The 16,051-nt window shown below is 69.1% G+C and carries 18 protein-coding genes; 4 read left to right on the plus strand and 14 right to left on the minus strand.

The window, feature by feature from the left end:
• Nucleotides 1–86 precede the first annotated feature (86 nt).
• On the minus strand, nucleotides 87–713 hold the full coding sequence (locus GDR74_RS12495) for a TetR/AcrR family transcriptional regulator (protein WP_152586609.1): 627 nt from the start codon (nucleotides 711–713) through the stop codon (nucleotides 87–89).
• A gap of 80 nt (nucleotides 714–793) precedes the next feature.
• Between GDR74_RS12495 and GDR74_RS12500 the strand changes: the two genes are divergently transcribed.
• Nucleotides 794–1,429: a glutathione binding-like protein gene (locus GDR74_RS12500; protein WP_152586610.1), complete on the plus strand. Its 636-nt coding sequence runs from the start codon at nucleotides 794–796 to the stop codon at nucleotides 1,427–1,429.
• Between the two features lie 41 nt (nucleotides 1,430–1,470).
• Here the strand turns inward: GDR74_RS12500 and pobA are convergent, their stop codons facing one another.
• Nucleotides 1,471–2,640, minus strand: coding sequence for a 4-hydroxybenzoate 3-monooxygenase (gene pobA / locus GDR74_RS12505; RefSeq protein WP_152586611.1), 1,170 nt, complete (start codon nucleotides 2,638–2,640; stop codon nucleotides 1,471–1,473).
• Between the two features lie 138 nt (nucleotides 2,641–2,778).
• Here pobA and GDR74_RS12510 point away from each other — a divergent pair, with 138 nt between their 5' ends.
• The gene (locus GDR74_RS12510) at nucleotides 2,779–3,666 is read left to right on the plus strand and encodes a helix-turn-helix domain-containing protein (RefSeq protein WP_152586612.1); all 888 of its coding nucleotides are present in this window, start codon (nucleotides 2,779–2,781) and stop codon (nucleotides 3,664–3,666) included.
• Nucleotides 3,667–3,864: 198 nt separating this feature from the next.
• Here GDR74_RS12510 and GDR74_RS12515 read toward each other — a convergent pair whose 3' ends face one another.
• The 12 genes from GDR74_RS12515 to GDR74_RS12570 all read right to left on the minus strand — a co-directional run bounded on the left by GDR74_RS12515 (nucleotide 3,865) and on the right by GDR74_RS12570 (nucleotide 14,058).
• A complete protein-coding gene (locus GDR74_RS12515) occupies nucleotides 3,865–4,938 on the minus strand; it encodes a 3-carboxy-cis,cis-muconate cycloisomerase (protein WP_152586613.1) in 1,074 nt (357 codons plus the stop codon).
• Between the two features lie 281 nt (nucleotides 4,939–5,219).
• Complete coding sequence (locus GDR74_RS12520) at nucleotides 5,220–6,005, minus strand: CoA-transferase subunit beta (RefSeq protein WP_152586614.1); 786 nt, start codon at nucleotides 6,003–6,005, stop codon at nucleotides 5,220–5,222.
• A 4-nt stretch (nucleotides 6,006–6,009) separates the two neighbouring features.
• On the minus strand, nucleotides 6,010–6,855 hold the full coding sequence (locus tag GDR74_RS12525) for a CoA transferase subunit A (RefSeq protein ID WP_152586615.1): 846 nt from the start codon (nucleotides 6,853–6,855) through the stop codon (nucleotides 6,010–6,012).
• A 19-nt stretch (nucleotides 6,856–6,874) separates the two neighbouring features.
• On the minus strand, nucleotides 6,875–7,501 hold the full coding sequence (gene pcaG, locus GDR74_RS12530; protein ID WP_152586616.1) for a protocatechuate 3,4-dioxygenase subunit alpha: 627 nt from the start codon (nucleotides 7,499–7,501) through the stop codon (nucleotides 6,875–6,877).
• Nucleotides 7,501–8,226 (minus strand): protocatechuate 3,4-dioxygenase subunit beta, encoded by a 726-nt coding sequence (gene pcaH, locus GDR74_RS12535; RefSeq protein ID WP_152586617.1) that lies wholly within the window; start codon nucleotides 8,224–8,226, stop codon nucleotides 7,501–7,503. The genes pcaG and pcaH overlap by 1 nt, the downstream gene beginning before the upstream one ends.
• 48 nt (nucleotides 8,227–8,274) lie before the next feature.
• Complete coding sequence (gene pcaC / locus GDR74_RS12540; protein ID WP_152587757.1) at nucleotides 8,275–8,637, minus strand: 4-carboxymuconolactone decarboxylase; 363 nt, start codon at nucleotides 8,635–8,637, stop codon at nucleotides 8,275–8,277.
• 22 nt (nucleotides 8,638–8,659) lie between these two features.
• Nucleotides 8,660–9,454, minus strand: a complete 795-nt coding sequence (gene pcaD / locus GDR74_RS12545; RefSeq protein ID WP_152586618.1) for a 3-oxoadipate enol-lactonase — start codon at nucleotides 9,452–9,454, stop codon at nucleotides 8,660–8,662.
• Between the two features lie 8 nt (nucleotides 9,455–9,462).
• Complete coding sequence (locus GDR74_RS12550) at nucleotides 9,463–10,179, minus strand: ABC transporter ATP-binding protein (RefSeq protein ID WP_152586619.1); 717 nt, start codon at nucleotides 10,177–10,179, stop codon at nucleotides 9,463–9,465.
• Nucleotides 10,160–10,924, minus strand: a complete 765-nt coding sequence (locus GDR74_RS12555; protein ID WP_152586620.1) for an ABC transporter ATP-binding protein — start codon at nucleotides 10,922–10,924, stop codon at nucleotides 10,160–10,162. Before GDR74_RS12555 ends, GDR74_RS12550 begins: the two co-directional genes overlap by 20 nt.
• Nucleotides 10,921–11,910: a branched-chain amino acid ABC transporter permease gene (locus tag GDR74_RS12560; RefSeq protein WP_425486925.1), complete on the minus strand. Its 990-nt coding sequence runs from the start codon at nucleotides 11,908–11,910 to the stop codon at nucleotides 10,921–10,923. The genes GDR74_RS12555 and GDR74_RS12560 overlap by 4 nt, the downstream gene beginning before the upstream one ends.
• A 28-nt stretch (nucleotides 11,911–11,938) precedes the next feature.
• Nucleotides 11,939–12,802 (minus strand): branched-chain amino acid ABC transporter permease, encoded by an 864-nt coding sequence (locus GDR74_RS12565; RefSeq protein WP_152586622.1) that lies wholly within the window; start codon nucleotides 12,800–12,802, stop codon nucleotides 11,939–11,941.
• Nucleotides 12,803–12,879: 77 nt separating this feature from the next.
• The gene (locus tag GDR74_RS12570; protein WP_152586623.1) at nucleotides 12,880–14,058 is read right to left on the minus strand and encodes an ABC transporter substrate-binding protein; all 1,179 of its coding nucleotides are present in this window, start codon (nucleotides 14,056–14,058) and stop codon (nucleotides 12,880–12,882) included.
• 239 nt (nucleotides 14,059–14,297) lie between these two features.
• Between GDR74_RS12570 and GDR74_RS12575 the strand changes: the two genes are divergently transcribed.
• Together GDR74_RS12575 and purU are read left to right on the plus strand one after the other, a co-directional pair.
• Nucleotides 14,298–15,080, plus strand: coding sequence for an IclR family transcriptional regulator domain-containing protein (locus tag GDR74_RS12575; RefSeq protein WP_152586624.1), 783 nt, complete (start codon nucleotides 14,298–14,300; stop codon nucleotides 15,078–15,080).
• Nucleotides 15,081–15,161: 81 nt separating this feature from the next.
• Nucleotides 15,162–16,025: a formyltetrahydrofolate deformylase gene (purU, locus tag GDR74_RS12580; RefSeq protein WP_152586625.1), complete on the plus strand. Its 864-nt coding sequence runs from the start codon at nucleotides 15,162–15,164 to the stop codon at nucleotides 16,023–16,025.
• Nucleotides 16,026–16,051: the final 26 nt, after the last annotated feature.

A 16,051-nucleotide genomic window follows, 5' to 3' on the forward strand; every position in this document is an offset into this window, starting at 1 on the left:
TCGGTCCCGCGGCGTAAACCGCGCCGAAGGCAGAGGTGGGAGGCTCCGGCTGCACGGGTGCCGCGGCCCGGAGCTCCGTCGCCGGATCACGATCCGCAGATCACCGCGACGGACTTCCGCGCAAGCTCCCGCAGTTCCTCGCGCGGCGTGCCCATGCGGGCGCGGATGGCGAGGGTGTGAAGGGTCGAGGACGCGACGGCCGCAAGGGCGGCTGCGTCGGCACCTCGGGGGATCTCCCCGCCTTCCTGCGCCAGGCGGATCCTGTCCTCGAAAGCCCGGTCGAGCACCTTCAGGCCCTCGGCGAAGCGCGCGCGGATCTCCGCGTCCTGCACCGCTTCCGTGGTCGCGGTGCCGATGGCGAAACATCCGCGCGGCGGCCCCTCGCCCGAGAAGTAGATCGCAAGCGACCTGTCGTAGACCTCCATCAGCTCCTCCGCGAGGGGACGCTCGTCGGAAAGCGCCCTGCGCATCGCGGCGAGGCCCTCGGTCCAGTAGAGGTTGAGCGCATGCAGATACAGGGAGTGCTTGTCGCCGAAGGCCGCATAGAGGCTCGGCCGGTTCATGCCGGTCGCGGCGGCGATGTCGTCGAGGGAGGTCCCGGAATAGCCCGCGACCCAGAAGGCCTCCCGGGCCTGGCGGAGCGCGGTGTCCGGGTCGTAGGCGCGCGGCCGCCCGCGCCCCCTTCTGGCTCCCTCTTCAGATTTTTGTACCATTTCGAAAAATATTCCTTGACCGCGGATCGCACCCCGATAATTTATGCAAACCGGTAAATAATTCAACTCGGACCCCAGCCATGGATCTCTACTTCTCCCCCCTCGCCTGCTCGATGGCCTCCCGGATCGCCCTCTACGAGGCCGAAGCCCCGGCCCGCTTCATCGAGGTGGATTCCCACACGAAGCGCACCCTCGACGGCGAGGACTATCATGCCGTCAACCCCCTCGGCCTCGTGCCGGCGATCCGTACGGACGAGGGGGAGATCCTCACGGAGAATGGCGCCATCCTCCCGTACATCGCCGACCGCTTTCCCGATGCCGGGCTTGCTCCGCGCGACGGCATGGCCCGCCTGCGGCTGCAGCAATGGCTGTGCTTCATCGGCACCGAGATGCACAAGGCGCTGTTCACTCCGCTCTTCGACCGGAGCCTGCCCGCGGACCTCGTCTCGAAGACGCTGGAGAAGGGCGACAGGCGGCTCGCCTATCTCAACGATCACCTGAGCGGACGGGAATTCCTGCTCGACCGGTTCAGCGTCGCCGATGCCTATCTGGCGACCGTCCTGAACTGGCAGATCGCGACGCCCGTCGACCTCGAAAAATGGCCGGCGGTGAAGGACTACTATCTGCGCCTGAGGAAGCGCCCGAGCGTCGCGCGGGCGCTCGCCGAGGAAGGCGCCCTCTACCTCCGGGAGCAGGAGCGCCACAAGGCCGCCTGACGCGACGGCCGCGGCGGGCCCCTCTCCTGCCGCGGCTTCGTCTACAGAGGCAAGCCCGTGTAGTTCTCCGCAAGCGACCGGGAGGCCGCCTCGGACCCGACGAGATAGTCGAACTCGGCGCGCTGGATGCGCCGCCCGAACGCGTCCGTCTCGGGGAACGTGTGCAGGACCGACGTCATCCACCAGGAAAAGCGCTCCGCCTTCCAGACGCGCTTCAGCACGCGGTCGGAGTAGCGATCGATGCCGGCCGCCGAACGCTCCAGGTAGAATTCCGTCAGCGCCTCCGCCAGGCAGCCCACGTCGTTCAGGGCGAGGTTGAGCCCCTTCGCCCCGGTGGGCGGGACGATGTGGGCCGCGTCGCCTGCGAGGAACAGGCGCCCGAAACGGAGCGGCTCCGCCACGAAGCTGCGCAAGGGCGCGATGGACTTCTCGATGGAGGGGCCGGTGACGAGCCGCTCCGCCGTCTCCGGATCGAGCCGCCGCCGCAGCTCGTCCCAAAAGCGGTCGTCCGGCCAGGCCTCCGGCTTCTCGCCGGCGGGCACCTGCACGTAGTAGCGGCTGCGCGTGGGCGAGCGCATGGAGCAGAGCGCGAAGCCGCGGGCGTGATGCGCATAGACGAGCTCCTCCGAGACCGGCGGCCTGTCGACCAGGATGCCGAGCCAGCCGAAGGGATACACCCGTTCGTAGGTGCGCAGGGCCCCTTCCGGAACGCTGGCGCGGGACACGCCGTGATAGCCGTCGCAGCCCGCGACGAAGTCGCAGGCGATCTCACGGGCGATGCCGTCCTTGACGAAGCGGACCTTCGGGCTGTCTCCGTCGAGGTCGTGGAGCGAGACGTCCTCGGCCTCGTAGACGGTCTTCGCGCCCGAGGCGTCACGGGCGCGCATCAGGTCCCGTGTGACCTCCGTCTGCCCGTAGACCGTGACCGTCCGACCGACGAGAGCGCGGAAGTCGAACCGGTGCCTGTCGCCGTCGAAAGAGATGGCGATCCCACCGTGGACCAGCCCCTCCGCGTGCATGCGCGCGCCGACGCCCGCCCTGTCGAGAAGGGCGACGCTGCCCTGCTCCAGCACGCCCGCCCTGATCCGGCCGAGCACATGATCCTGGCTGCGCCGCTCCAGTATGACGGCATCGATTCCGGCCCGCTCGAGCAGGCGCCCGAGAAGGAGCCCCGCCGGGCCCGCGCCGATGATGGCGACCTGGGTCCGCATGGTCGATTTCCTCCGAACCGGCAGCTTCGCGCCGCGCCTTTCTTGCGAGGAGGATCGCAAAGGGCCGGGTGCGGCGCCATGGACAAAGCGGGCATTGAATAGGACAATTCGAGCATTCCAGCCGCCCTCCCGGATGCCATGGACACCATCCCGACCTATGCCCTTTACGGCGAATACAAGGACGATCCGGGCACCGAATGGATCCATGGCGAGACGATCCAGTCCCGCAGCCGCTTGCACGATTACGTGATCGAGCCGCACCGGCACGAGCGGCTTTTCCAGATCCTCCATCTCGCCGGCGGCGAGGCGGATTTCGTGCAGGACGGGCAGCGCAGCAGGCTCGTCGCGCCTTGCATCGTGACCCTGCCGCCGATGACCGTGCACGGCTACACCTTCACCCCCGACGTGGAAGGAACGGTGCTCACCCTCTTCGAGCACCGGCTCGGCGCCGTGCTCGCGGCGGCGGCCGAGATCGTGCCGACATTCCGCGCGGTTCACGCGGTCGCGATGGAACGGGGCTCGCCCGATGCCCGGACCGTTTCGGACCATGTCGCCGCCATCGCCGCGGAGCTTTCGGGCCGCAGGCCGGGGCGCCTCGGCGCCGTCGAGGCGCATCTCGCGCTCCTCCTCATCGCCCTTCATCGCCTGCAGGGGGCGGCGAAGGAGGCGGCGCCGAATGCGCGAAACCGGGCTCTCGATCACCTCATGCGCTTTCGCCGGCTGGTCGACGAGGAGTTTCGCAGCCACAAGCCGGTCGAAGCCTATGCGCGCAGGCTCGGGCTCACGGCGAGCCATCTCAACCGGCTCTGCCGGGAGCATCTGGGCGAGACGGCTCTCGACGTCATTCACGGCCGCCTCGCCCTGGAGGCGCGGCGCTATCTCACCTTCACGTCCCTGAGCGCCAAGGAAGTGGCCCTCGCGCTCGCCTTCGAGGACCCGGCCTATTTCACGCGCTTCTTCAAGCGGCGGACCGGCCTCACGCCGACCGGGTTCCGGGCGCTGCGCAACGGAGAGACGAATCCATAGACGCCTGTCGCTCGGCTCACCGTCATTCCAGGACAGTGCGGAGCGCTGGGCCCGGAACCCATAAGCGGCGACGATGCAGGATGGAGCGCAACGGCCGCCACCGATCTCCATTCCGGTCCGCCGATGCCATGCGTTCCGCGCCCGCGCCATCGTCCCAGAATGCCGGCGTTGCGCGCCCGAACGACGACGTCGTGCCTCTCAGGCGCCCTTCCCCGCAGCGGAAGGAACGAAGCGCAGGCCGTCCGCCAGCGCCTGCGCCTTGGCGAGGCCTGCCCCGGTCGTCTCCGCCATCCGCGGCAAAATCAGCCATTCCAGGGTCCAGGCCGCGCCGGATCGCTCGTTCTCGTGCACGAGCGCCTGATGGAGCGTGCCGAGAAGCCCGGCGTTGAAGCGGGCGAGCGCCACGAGCACCTCGGCCAGAACGGGATTCGACTTGTGGGGCATGGCGGAGGAGCCGCCGCCCGATGCGAGGCGGACCTGCCCGACCTCGTTCTGCGCCATGAGGGCGATGTCCTGCCCGATCTTGCCGAGGGTTCCCGAGACGAGGGAGAGCCACGCGGCGAATGCGCCGATGCGGTCGCGCTGGGAGTGCCAGGCCGGCGCGAAGGCGAGGCCGAGACGCTCCGCGAGCGCGTCCGCGAGCGCATCGCCGTGGCCGTGGAACGAGCCGCGGTTGCCGATGGGCCCGCCGAGCTGCAGGGTCAGAAGGCGCGGCTCCATCTCGCGTAGGGCTTCCTCATGCCGTTCGAGCGGCTGGATCCAGGTGTCGAGCTTGTCGGCGGCGGTGAACGGCAGCGCCTGCTGCATGCGCGTGTGGGCGACCAGGCCCACGTCCCCGTCCCGCCTCTTGAGAAGCCGGAGCGTCTCGACGAGCGCCGCGATGCGCCCTGCGAGGAGCGCCGCGAGATCCCTCAGGCGAAGGACGAGGCCCGTGTCGACGACGTCCTGGCTCGTCGCCCCGAGGTGCACGGCCCGTTCGTACGGCTCCCCGACCGCCTGGCGCAGCTGCCGGACGAGTTCGGGCACGACCACGCCATCCCGCGACATGCCCGTGGCGAGGCCGTTCCAGTCGGGCACGAAGGTGCGGCAGGCCTCAACGATGCGGAAGGCCGCGTCCTCGCCGATCAGGCCGATCTCGGCCTGCGCCTGCGCGAGCGCCTCTTCCACCCGCAGCATGGCGGCAAGCTCCGCCTCGTCGGAGAAGAGCGCGGCCACCTCGCCGTCGCCGACGAGGGCCCCGAGCAGGGAAGAGGAAAGAGGATCGCCCGCCATGATGCTTCGAGCCTAGAGCATTTTCAGGAGAAGTGGGAACCGGTCCTCCGCCCGAAAATGCGGCAAACGAAAGACCGCGGAGCGGAGTGCGATTCCATCGAAGCGTAGACCGCTCAAGAGGCTTCCAGGGCGATGGAAATGCCCTGCCCCACGCCGATGCACATGGCGGCGAGCGGATGGCCGGGCGCGGTCGCTCCGCCGTACGGATTCATGCGCGGCGCATCCGCGGGGATGCCCGCGAGGGGTGCGGGCACAGGCGCAGATGCAGGCCTCGGGCATTCTCAGGCTCCCTTCTTTCCGCCATGGGCCCGCTCGGTGCGGGCCTGGAGGTCGCGGAGGGTCGCCAGTTCGAGCTCGGTCGGAGGCGGCGTCTCCTCGACGCGATCCGCGAAGCGCACCTTCCAGCCGCAGGTCTCCTGGACCTGCCCGCGCGTGACGCCCGGGTGCATGGACACCACCGTGAACTCCTTCGTCTCGGGATCGGGCTTCCACACGGCGAGATCCGTGACGAGCAGCGCCGGCCCCTCGGTTTCGATCCCGAGGCGGCGGCGGTGATCCCCGCCCTCTCCATGGCCGAAGGAGGTGAAGAAGTCGATCTTCTCCACCATCCCGCGGGTGGACTGCTTCATGGTGATGAACACCTTGCGGCAGGAGGTGGCGATCTCCGGCGCGCCGCCGCCGCCCGGCAGCCGCACCTTCGGGCGGCGGTAGTCGCCGATCACCGTGGTGTTGATGTTGCCGAACCGGTCGAGCTGCGCGGCGCCCAGGAAGCCGATGGAGATGCGCCCTCCCTGGAGCCAGTAGCGGAACATCTCGGGCACGGAGACCGTGGTCAGCGCCGTCTCGCAGAGCTCGCCGTCGCCGATGGAGAGCGGCAGCACGTCCGGCGCCGTGCCGATGGTGCCGCTCTCGTAGATGAGCGTGATGCCTGGCGCATGCGTCAGGCGCGCGACGTTGCAGGCGGCCGAGGGCGCGCCGATCCCGACGAAGCAGACGTCGTCGCTCGACAGGGCGCGGGAGGCCGCGATGGTCATCATCTCGTTGGGGGTGAATGCGGACACGGTCATTGCCTCAAAGCCCCCTCACGCGGGCGGCGAACGCCTCCGGGCCGACATCGAGCACGTTCTCCTTCATCCACCGGGTGAAGAGGCCCCGGTCGGCGGAGATCCTGTCCCACTCGAGATAGGCGGCGTTGTCGCGGCCGTAATAGCCGTGGGCGTAGGAGGGATGCGCGCCTCCGGGCACATGCGCGACGGCGGTGACGGTCCAGTGCGGAAGCACGCACAGGTTCGGGTGAAGGTCCTCGAAATCGTCGACGATCTCCTCCACCGTCACGACGGCGCGCTTCGCCGCAAGGACCGCCTCCTTCTGCACGCCGACGATGCCTTCGACGAGCACGTCGCCGCGCCGGCTCGCCTTCTGGGCGTGGATGAAGGTCACGTCCGGCCGGTGCGAAGGCACCGCCGCGAGCTCCTCGCCCGTGAAGGGGCAGACGATGCTCCTGATGTCCGGGTTCACCTCCTTCAGCCCGGCCCCCCGATAGCCGCGGAAGACGGCGCAGGGCAGACCCGCGGCGCCCGCCTCGTAGGCGTTGGCCATGGCCGCGTGGCTGTGCTCGACCGTCTCGATGGCGCGGGGCCACCCGTTCTCGATGGCGTCGCGCATCCGGCGCAGGAGGCCGACCCCCGGGTTGCCCGCATAGGAGAACACGACCTTCTTCGCCAGCCCCATGCCGACGAGCTGGTCGTAGACGATGTCGGGCGTCATCCGGATGAGTGTCAGATCCCCGATCCCCTGGCGGATCGCCTCGTGGGCGGCGGCGTGGGGGATGAGATGGGTGAAGCCCTCGAAGGCGACGGTGTCGCCCGCGCGCAGGTTCTCCGCGACGGCCTCCCTGAGGCTCTGGAACTTGGCCATGATATGCTTTCGATGACGGTCAGATGTCGAAGAACACGGTTTCCTTCTCGCCCTGGAGGCGGATGTCGAAGGTGTAGGTGGGCAGCCCGTTCTCCACGGCGCGCGGCGCGATCAGCGTCGGCACCCGCACCTTGTGCTCGATGCGGGCGAGCACGGGGCACTCCGCATTGGCGCTCTCCTCGTCGGCGAAATACATGCGGGTATGGAGGCCGATATTGATGCCGCGCGCCACGATCCAGAACGTGATGTGCGGCGCCATGAGGCGCCCGTCCCGGTAGGGCACGCGGCCGGGCTTGACGGTCTCGAACCTGTACTCCCCCGTCGTGCCGTCCACGGGCTGGCGCCCCCATCCGGCGAAGTGCGGATCGGCGCGTCCGCGCCGCTCCTGGGGCGAGTTGTAGAGGCCCTCCGCGTCCGCCTGCCAGATCTCGACGAGGGCGTCCTTCAGGGGCGTGCCGCCGCCGTCGAGGATCCGGCCCTTGACGAGGATGCGCTCGCCCCTGGTTTCCGGGCCGACGAGGCCGAGGCCGAGGTCCTCCTTCCACACGCCGGCAATCCCGGCCCAGTTCGGGGTCGTGCCGATATGCACGTAGGGCCCCGCCGTCTGCGAGGGCGTCTCCTTCAGCTGTCCCAGCTTCTGGACCATCAGTTCCCCTCCATCCGGTTCTCGAACGGGGTCGAGCGGCGCCCCCGCAGGACGATGTCGAACTTGTAGGCGAGCGCATCCATCGGGATCGCGTTGTTCCGGTCGAGGGCGGCGATGAGCTGCTCCACGGCCGCCTTGTCCGGAATGGTGGAGACGATGGGGCATTGCCAGATCATCGGGTCGCCCTCGAAATACATCTGCGTGATCAGCCGCTGCGCGAAGGCATGGCCGAAGACGGAGAAGTGGATGTGCGCCGGGCGCCAGTCGTTGACGCCGTTCGGCCAGGGATAGGGGCCGGGCTTGATGGTGCGGAACCAATAGCGCCCCTCCTGGTCGGTGATCGTGCGTCCGCAGCCGCCGAAATTCGGATCGAGGGGAGCGAGATAGCTCTCCTTCCTGTGCCGGTAGCGCCCGCCCGCATTGGCCTGCCAGAACTCCAGGAGCGCTCCCGGCACGGGCCGCGCGTTCTCGTCGAGCACGCGCCCGTAGACGACGATGCGCGGGCCGATGGGCTCTCCGGTCCGGGCGTAGTTGCGGATGAGGTCGTTGTCGAGTGGGCCGATGGCGTCGTGGCTGAAGACCGGCCCCGTCATCTCGGAAATGGTGTTGTCCAGCGACAAGAGCGGGTATCGCGGGGAGCGCAGCACTGACGTCTTGTATTGCGGCGTGAAGGCCGGCGGATGCCAGCTCCGGTCGCGGTGGTAGAACGGTCCCTGGTCCGACATGTCACGTCACTCCTTGGGCTGCGCCGCATGCGGGCATGAGGTCCGCGCTCATCCCTGCGGATCCTGCTCCATTTCGGCATAGGCCTTCTTGACGATCTTGAAGGCACGATTGGCGGCGGGCACGCCCGCATAGACCGCCACATGCAGCAGCGCCTCGCGGATGTCCTCCTTGGTCGCCCCCGTGTTGCGGGTGGCGCGCACGTGCATCGCGACCTCGTCGTCGTGGCCGAGCGCCGCGAGCAGGGCGATGGTGACGATGGAGCGCTCCCGCTTCGAGAAATGCGGTCGCGCCCACACCGAGCCCCAGGCTCCCTCGGTGATGAAGGTCTGGAAATCGGCGTCGAACTCCGTCGCCTGCGCGCTCGCCCGGTCCACATGGGCATCGCCCAGCACCTGCCGCCGCACGGCCATTCCGGCCCTGTATCGTTCGCTCTCAGCCACGCGCGGCCTCCTCGAGATGGGATGCGATGAGCGCCGCCAGCTCCTTCGGGCGCTCGACGCAGGGGATGTGCCCGGCCCCTGCCACCACCTCGAAGCGGGCGCCGGGGATGAGCGCGGCGGTCCGCCCGACCACGTCCGCAGGGGTCGATCCGTCCTGGTCGCCGGCCACGCAGAGGGTCGGCACCGCGATGCGCCCGGCATCGGCCGTGAGATCGGCATCGCGGACGGCGGCGCAGGTGGCCGCATAGCCGACGGCGGGCGTGCGCAGGAGCATGTTGCGCCAGCCCGCGCACTCGTCGGCCCGGGCGGCACGGAAGTCCGGCGTGAACCAGCGGGCGAGCACGCCTTCGACCACCGCCTCCACGCCGTGCTTCTCCACCGCCGCGATCCGCTCGGCCCAGGTTTCGGCCGTCCCGATCTTCGCGGCCGTGCAGCACAGGACGAGGGCCGTCGCACGCGAGGGTTCGCGCACCGCGAGGCGCTGCGCGATCATGCCCCCGACGGACAGGCCCACGATGGCGGCCTCGCGCACGTGAAGCGTGTCGAGAAGCGCGAGGAGATCGTCCACGTGGTCGTCGATGGCGTAGGGCCCCGGCGGCACGTCCGAGAGCCCGTGACCGCGCTTGTCGTAGAGCACGACCCGGAAACGGTCGGCGAAGGCCGGCGCCACCTCCTGCCAGATGCGGAAGTCGCTGCCCAGAGAGTTGGAGAACACGAGGGCCGGCGCCCCGGCGCGGCCGAGGACCTGGTGGTGAAGGACGATTCCGTTTGCGCGCGTGAAGGCCATGGTCTCTCTCAATGCACGGTGCCGACGCCGATATACTGCTCGACGAGACGCTCGTCGGACCGCAGGGCCTCGCTCGTGCCCTGCCAGACGATGCGCCCGCGTTCGAGGATGAGGACCGAGTCCGCGAAGTCGAGGGCGCTCTCGATCCGCTGCTCCACCAGCAGGATCGTCATCTCGCCGCCGGATGCCAGACGGACGAACGCGGCCATCAGCTCCTCGCAGATGACCGGGGCGAGGCCCTCGAGCGGCTCGTCGAGAAGCAGCACGGAGGGACGCCCGAGAATGGTCCGCGCGGTGGAGAGCATCTGCTGCTCCCCTCCCGACAGCTGCCAGCCGAGGTTGCGCCGCCGTTCTCGCAGGCGCGGAAACATCTCGTAGGCCTCTTCGAGCGCGCTGCGCGGCCGGTCCTTCAGGCCGGCGATCAGGTTCTCCTCCACGGTCAGGGAACGGAAGATGTCGCGGGTCTGCGGCACCAGGCCCAGGCCCCGCAGGGCGCGGTCGCAGCTCTTCAGGCCCGCCACGTCCCGCCCGCCGAGCAGGATCTCGCCGCCGTAGCGCCTGGTGAGCCCCATGAGGCTCGACAGGAGCGTCGTCTTGCCCATGCCGTTGCGGCCCAGGATCGACAGCCGCGCCCCGGCGGGCACGGAGAACGACACGTCTTCGAGCACGACCGTCGGGCCGTACCCGGCGCTCAGGCGGCGGACCTCAAGCGACTCGGCGGGCATGGGCGTAATTCCCGAGATAGGCTTCGCGCACTTTTTCGTTCGCGGCGACCTGCGCAGGCAGGCCCTCGAAGATGATCTCGCCCGCCGCGAGCACCACGACGCGCTTGGCGAAGCGGAAGACGAGGTCCATGTCGTGCTCGATCATCAGAACGGCGAGGCTCGGCGGCAGATGCCCGAGGGCCTGCTCGATGCGCGGCGTCTCGCTGGAAGGCACCCCCGCCGCCGGCTCGTCGAGGAGCAGCACCTTCGGCCTGAGCGCCAGGGCGATGGCGATTTCGAGGAGCCGCTGCTGGCCGTAGGCGATCTCCCGCACCTTGCGCCGGGCCACCTCGAGGAGGCCCAGCGTGCCGAGGATGCCCTCGACCTCTCCCGAAACGGCCGGATCGCCGCGGAAGCGGCCGAGAATGCGCGCGGCACGTCCCTCGCGCCGGAGCACGGTGAGCGTGACGTGCTCCTCCGGCGTCATGTCGGAGAACAGGCGCGTGACCTGGAAGGTGCGCACCAGCCCCTTCCGCACCCGCCGCACCGCGCCGAGCCCGGTCACGTCCTCGCCGCCGAGGATCACGCGGCCCGCGCTCGGCCGGATCTGTCCCGTCACGAGGTTCACGAAGGTTGTCTTGCCCGCGCCATTGGGGCCGATGAGCGCGAGCCTCTCCCCCGCTCCCATGGCAAGGTCGACGTTGCGGCTGACGGCGAGGCCGCCGAAGGACTTGGACAGGCCTTCCACGCGGAAGAGATCGCTCATGGCCGCCCCCTCCCGCCCCCGGCGCCCCGCACGGCGGCGCGGAGCCGGCCGGCAAGGCCGCCGAGCCCGCCCGGCGCGACGAGGACGACGGCGATCAGCAGGGCGCCGACCATGGTCATCCAGTGGAACGGGTTGACGGCGGAAACCGTGTGCTCGAACCCCATGAAGACGACGGTGCCGACGAGCGCGCCGTAGAGGCTGCCGAGGCCGCCGAGAACCAGCATGACGAGGGCGTTCGCGGACAGCTCGAAGCTCACGCTGTCGAGGCCGACGACCTGGGTGGACAGGGCGGCGAGCGCACCGCCCGTTCCCGCCACGGCCCCGGAGATGACGAACATCTTCAGGAGGACGGGGAACACGAAGGCGCCCATGGCGCGGATGCGGACCGGATCCTCCTTGATGCCGCGGCACAGCATGCCGAAGGGCGAGGCCACGACGAACTTCAGCACGACGAAGACGCCGACGAGAAGGGCGAGGCCGAAGAGATAGGCGGTGCGTCCCCACAGGTCGAAGGCGAAGGTTCCGAAGAGCGGGCTCGGGCTGAACCCCGCGAGGCCGTCGCTGCCGCCCGTGAAGGCCGAGGCCTTGTTGGCAGCCTCGTGGGCCAGCTGCACGATGGCGATGGACAAAACGAGCTGAGCGAGCCCGTGCGCCCGGAGCATGACGGCGCCCATCACGAGCCCCGCCGCTGCGCCGGCCGCGGCTCCGATGAGGACGAGGGTCATCGGCTCGGTCACCCCGCGCAGGCAGGCCATGCCGGCCGCATAGGCACCCGCCCCGAAAAGGGTGGCATGGCCAAGGGTGGCGACGCCGCAATAGCCGACGACGAGATCGAGCGAGAGAGCGAGAAGCGCCACCGCGATCACGCGGGTCAGGAGGGCGAGATTGTCGGGGAACAGCCAGTATCCGGCCGCGCCGATGGCGGCGATGGCGGCCACGCCCGCCGCGTCGCGCACGAGGCTGGAGCCGGCGCGTGTCCCCGCCAAGCGCGGCGATGCGGCGTGGCCCCGCACCCTACTGCGCCCTTCCGAGGAAGCCGCGGGGGAAGACGCAAACGATGGCGATGACGGCTGCATAGAAGAAGAAGTTTCCGAAGTCGGGCATGAGGTAGCGCCCCGTGGTGTCGATGGCGCCGAGCACGAGGCAGGCGAGCAGCGCTCCCGGAATGGAGCCCGCGCCGCCGACCGAGACCACCACGAGGAAGGTCACCATGTAGCGCAGGGCGTAATAGGGCTCGATGGGAAGGAACTCGGCCCCGACCACGCCGCCGAGCGCGGCGAGCCCCATGGCGATGGCGAAGCTGACGGCATAGACCGCCTGCGTCCGGACCCCGAGCGCGTCGGCCATGCCTGCGTTGTCCACGGTGGCGCGCAGGCGGATGCCGAAGGCGGTCCTCTCGATGAGGAACCACAGCCCCGCCGCGACGACGAGGCCGCAGGCCATGACGAAGAGCCGGTGCCCGGCGACCGCGCGGAAGCCGAGATCCACCGGCGTGGACAGGCTTGCAGGCAGCGCGATGGTCTTGAGCGTGGGGCCGAAGAAGAAGTTCGTAATGCCGATCACGCAGAAGGTGATGCCGATGGTCATCAGAACCTGCGTCAGCTGCGGGCTGCCGTAGATCCGCCGGTAGAGGAAGCGCTCGAGCGGAATGGAGACGGCGACCGTTCCCAGGATCGCGAGCAGGAGCGCCGCCGCGTAGCCCGCGCCGAGCTCGCGCTGGGCATAGGAGGCGATGTAGCCGGCGATCATCGCGAAGGCGCCGTGGGCGAGGTTGACCACCCGCATCAGGCCCATGGTCAGCGACAGACCGATGCAGATGATGAACAGCGCCATGCCGTAGGCGAAGGCGTCGATCGCGATGCTGAAGACGGTCTGCATGGATGCGTTCCGATCCGCGACGGGCATCCGGCCGGACGGGGCCCGGTTTTCCCGGCCCGCCGGATGCGGGACGGCCCTTACTGGGTCGCGAGGCCCGGGTCCTTCTGGTTCGGGAAGGTCTGGATCTCCTTGTTGTAGAGCCGGCCGTTCGCATCCTTCGCCACCTCGCGGAGGTAGATGTTCTCCGTGACGTGACGGGTCTCCGGATCGATGCTGACGGGACCGCGCGGGCTCGTCCAGGCCATGCCCTTCACCGCGTCCACGGCTTTCTTGGCGTCCTGCTTGCCATCGGTCGCCTCGATCATCTTGTAGATGACATGCATGCCGTCATAGGCGCCCACCGCCGGGAAGGAGAGCTGCTCCGCGCCGCCGATGGCCTTGCTCGCCGCCTCGACGAAGCGCTTGTTCTCGGGGGAGTCGTGCGACACGGCGTAATGGAAGGTGGTAAGGAGGCCGAGGGCGCCGTCGCCGAGGGCCGGAAGATCGGATTCCTGCGTCAGGTCGCCCGGCGCGAGGAACTTGATGCCCGCCTGCTTGAGCCCAGTCTCGTTGTAGGCCTTAACGAAGCCGAGGGTCGTCGGGCCCGACGGCAGGAAGGCGAAGACGGCGTCGGCCTTCGAGTCGCGGATGCGCTGCATGATGGGGCTGAAGTCGTTGGTGCTGAGCGGCATCCTCACCGACTCGACCACCTGGCCGCCCGCCGCCTCGAACGCCTTCTTGAAGGCGACCTCCGCGTCGATCCCGGGGCCGTAGTCGCTCACGGCGGTGATGACCTTCCTGATGCCGCGCTCGATGGCGATCTTGCCGAGCGGCGTCGTGGTCTGCGCCGTGGTGAAGGAGGTGCGCACCACCAGCGGCGACTGGGTCATGATGGCCGAGGTCGCGGCATTGAAGATGACCAGCGGCGTGTTCGCCTGGGCGAGGAGCGGCGTGATCGCCATGGCGTCGGGCGTGAAGTAGACGCCGCCGAGATACTGCACCTTGTCCTTGACGATCAGCTCCTGCGCCAGGGCGCGCGACTGCTGCGGGTTGGCGGCGGGCAGGTCGCGGTAGATCACCTCGACCTCGTGCCCCTTCACGGACTTGCCGTTGAGCGCCATGTAGGCCTCGACTCCGGCCTGGAAATTCTTGCCCTGCAGGGCGAAGGGCCCGGAGAACGGGCCGATGATGCCGACTTTGACGGTATCCGCCGCCGCCGCGACCGTGCCGGCGAGCAGCGCGCCGACGGCGGCGCAGAGAAGCTTCCTTCCAGACATTCCTCGTCTCCTCCCAGGAGCCGCCCCGGCCTCATTGAACGGGCCTGCGGTCTCGTTGGCCTATGGCTTCGCTCGCATGTTCGCATCACGAACATTGAAAACCATATCGAACATGAAGTACAACTTCTCCAGCGGTGTCAAGGCTCCGTGGGGCTCGATAAGCCTTGATGGCGGGTCCTCCCCCATCCGGCCGCCGGCCGCAACGGAGAAGCAGCATCGCCATCCTCAGCGGGGGTCGCATGGCAAGGATCGAAACGGAAGACGCCGCGACGGAGGACCGGGACTTCGTCGCCAGCCTCGAGAAGGGCCTCGCCGTCATCGAGGCCTTCGACGCGGACCGGCCGCGCCTCACCCTGACGGACGTGGCGAAGCTGACGGGGATCACCCGCGCGGCCGCGCGGCGATACCTGAAGACGCTGACAAAGCTGAACTACGCCGATTTCGACGGCCGCTACTTCAGCCTCAGCCCGCGCATCCTGCGCCTGGGCTATGCCTATCTCGCCTCCTCATCCCTCTCCATGCGGCTGCAACCGTTCCTGGAGAGGATCTCCGCCGAGACGGGCGAGTCGAGCTCGGCGGCGATCCTGGACGGGGACGACATCGTCTACATCGCCCGCTCGGCGACACAGCGTATCATGTCCGTGAGCCTGGGCGTCGGCACGCGGCTTCCCGCCTATTGCACCTCGCTCGGCCGCGCCATCCTCGCGTTCCAGCCGGAGAAGGCGCTCGAAGCCTATCTCAAACGCGTGCGCCTGGAGCCGCGCACGCCCTACACCATCACGCGCAAGCAGGACCTGCGCGCGGCCCTGGAGACCGTCCGCGCCGAGGGCTGCGCCGTGATCAACGAGGAACTGGAACTCGGGCTCCGCTCCATCGCGGTGCCCCTTGTCCAGGCGAACGGCACGGTCCGAGTCGCCCTGAACATCGGGACGCAGGCCGCCCGGGTCCCCGCATCGGAGATGAAGACCCGCTTCCTGCCGCCGCTCCTGGAAGCGGCGGAGACCCTGCGGCGGATCCTCTGAGCGGCCCGGCGGCAGACCGCCGGAGGATTCCAGGCGAAGCGAAACTCCTCTATGGAGTTCCTTTCCGAATCGGAAGCCCGCATGTCCGCCGAACAGTTCATCCTGACCCTGTCCTGCCGGAACCGCCCCGGCATCGTCGCCGCCGTCTCCACCCACCTGTTCCGGAACGGGGGCAACATCCTGGAGGCGCAGCAATTCGACGACACCGAGAGCAACCGCTTCTTCATGCGGGTGGTGTTCGACTTCGTGGAAGGCGCCCAGCCTCTCGACGTCCAGCGCCAGGCATTCGCGCCGGTGGCGGAGGCGCACGACATGGCGTTCTCGATCCGCAGCCGGGCCGAGCGGCAGCGCGTCCTGATCCTCGTCTCGAAGTTCGACCACTGCCTGGCGGACCTGCTCTACCGCTGGCGGACGGGCGAGCTGCCCATGGACATTGCGGGCATCGTCTCCAACCACCCGCGCGAGACCTTCGCGCACCACGACTTCTCGGGATTGAGCTTCCACTATCTGAAGGTCACGCCGCAGACCAAGCAGGAGCAGGAGGCGGCCCTGTGGGACCTCGTGCAATCGACCGGGACCGACCTCGTCGTGCTCGCCCGCTACATGCAGGTGCTCTCCGACGGCCTGGCGGCGAAGCTCGCCGGACGCTGCATCAACATCCACCACTCGTTCCTGCCGGGCTTCAAGGGCGCGAAGCCGTACCATCAGGCCCATGCGCGCGGCGTGAAGCTGATCGGCGCGACGGCCCACTACGTCACGGCGGACCTGGACGAGGGACCGATCATCGAGCAGGACGTGGAGCGCATCAGCCACCACGACACGCCCGAAGACCTGATCCGCAAGGGCCGCGACATCGAGCGGAGGGTCCTGGCCCGCGCCATCGCCTGGCACCTGGACGGGCGGGTTCTCCTGAACGGCGCGCGCACGGTGGTGTTCCGCGACTAGCGCATCGGGCGGGACCGGAGGTCCGC

This window comes from Microvirga thermotolerans, assembly GCF_009363855.1.
GTDB classification, from domain to species: domain Bacteria; phylum Pseudomonadota; class Alphaproteobacteria; order Rhizobiales; family Beijerinckiaceae; genus Microvirga; species Microvirga thermotolerans.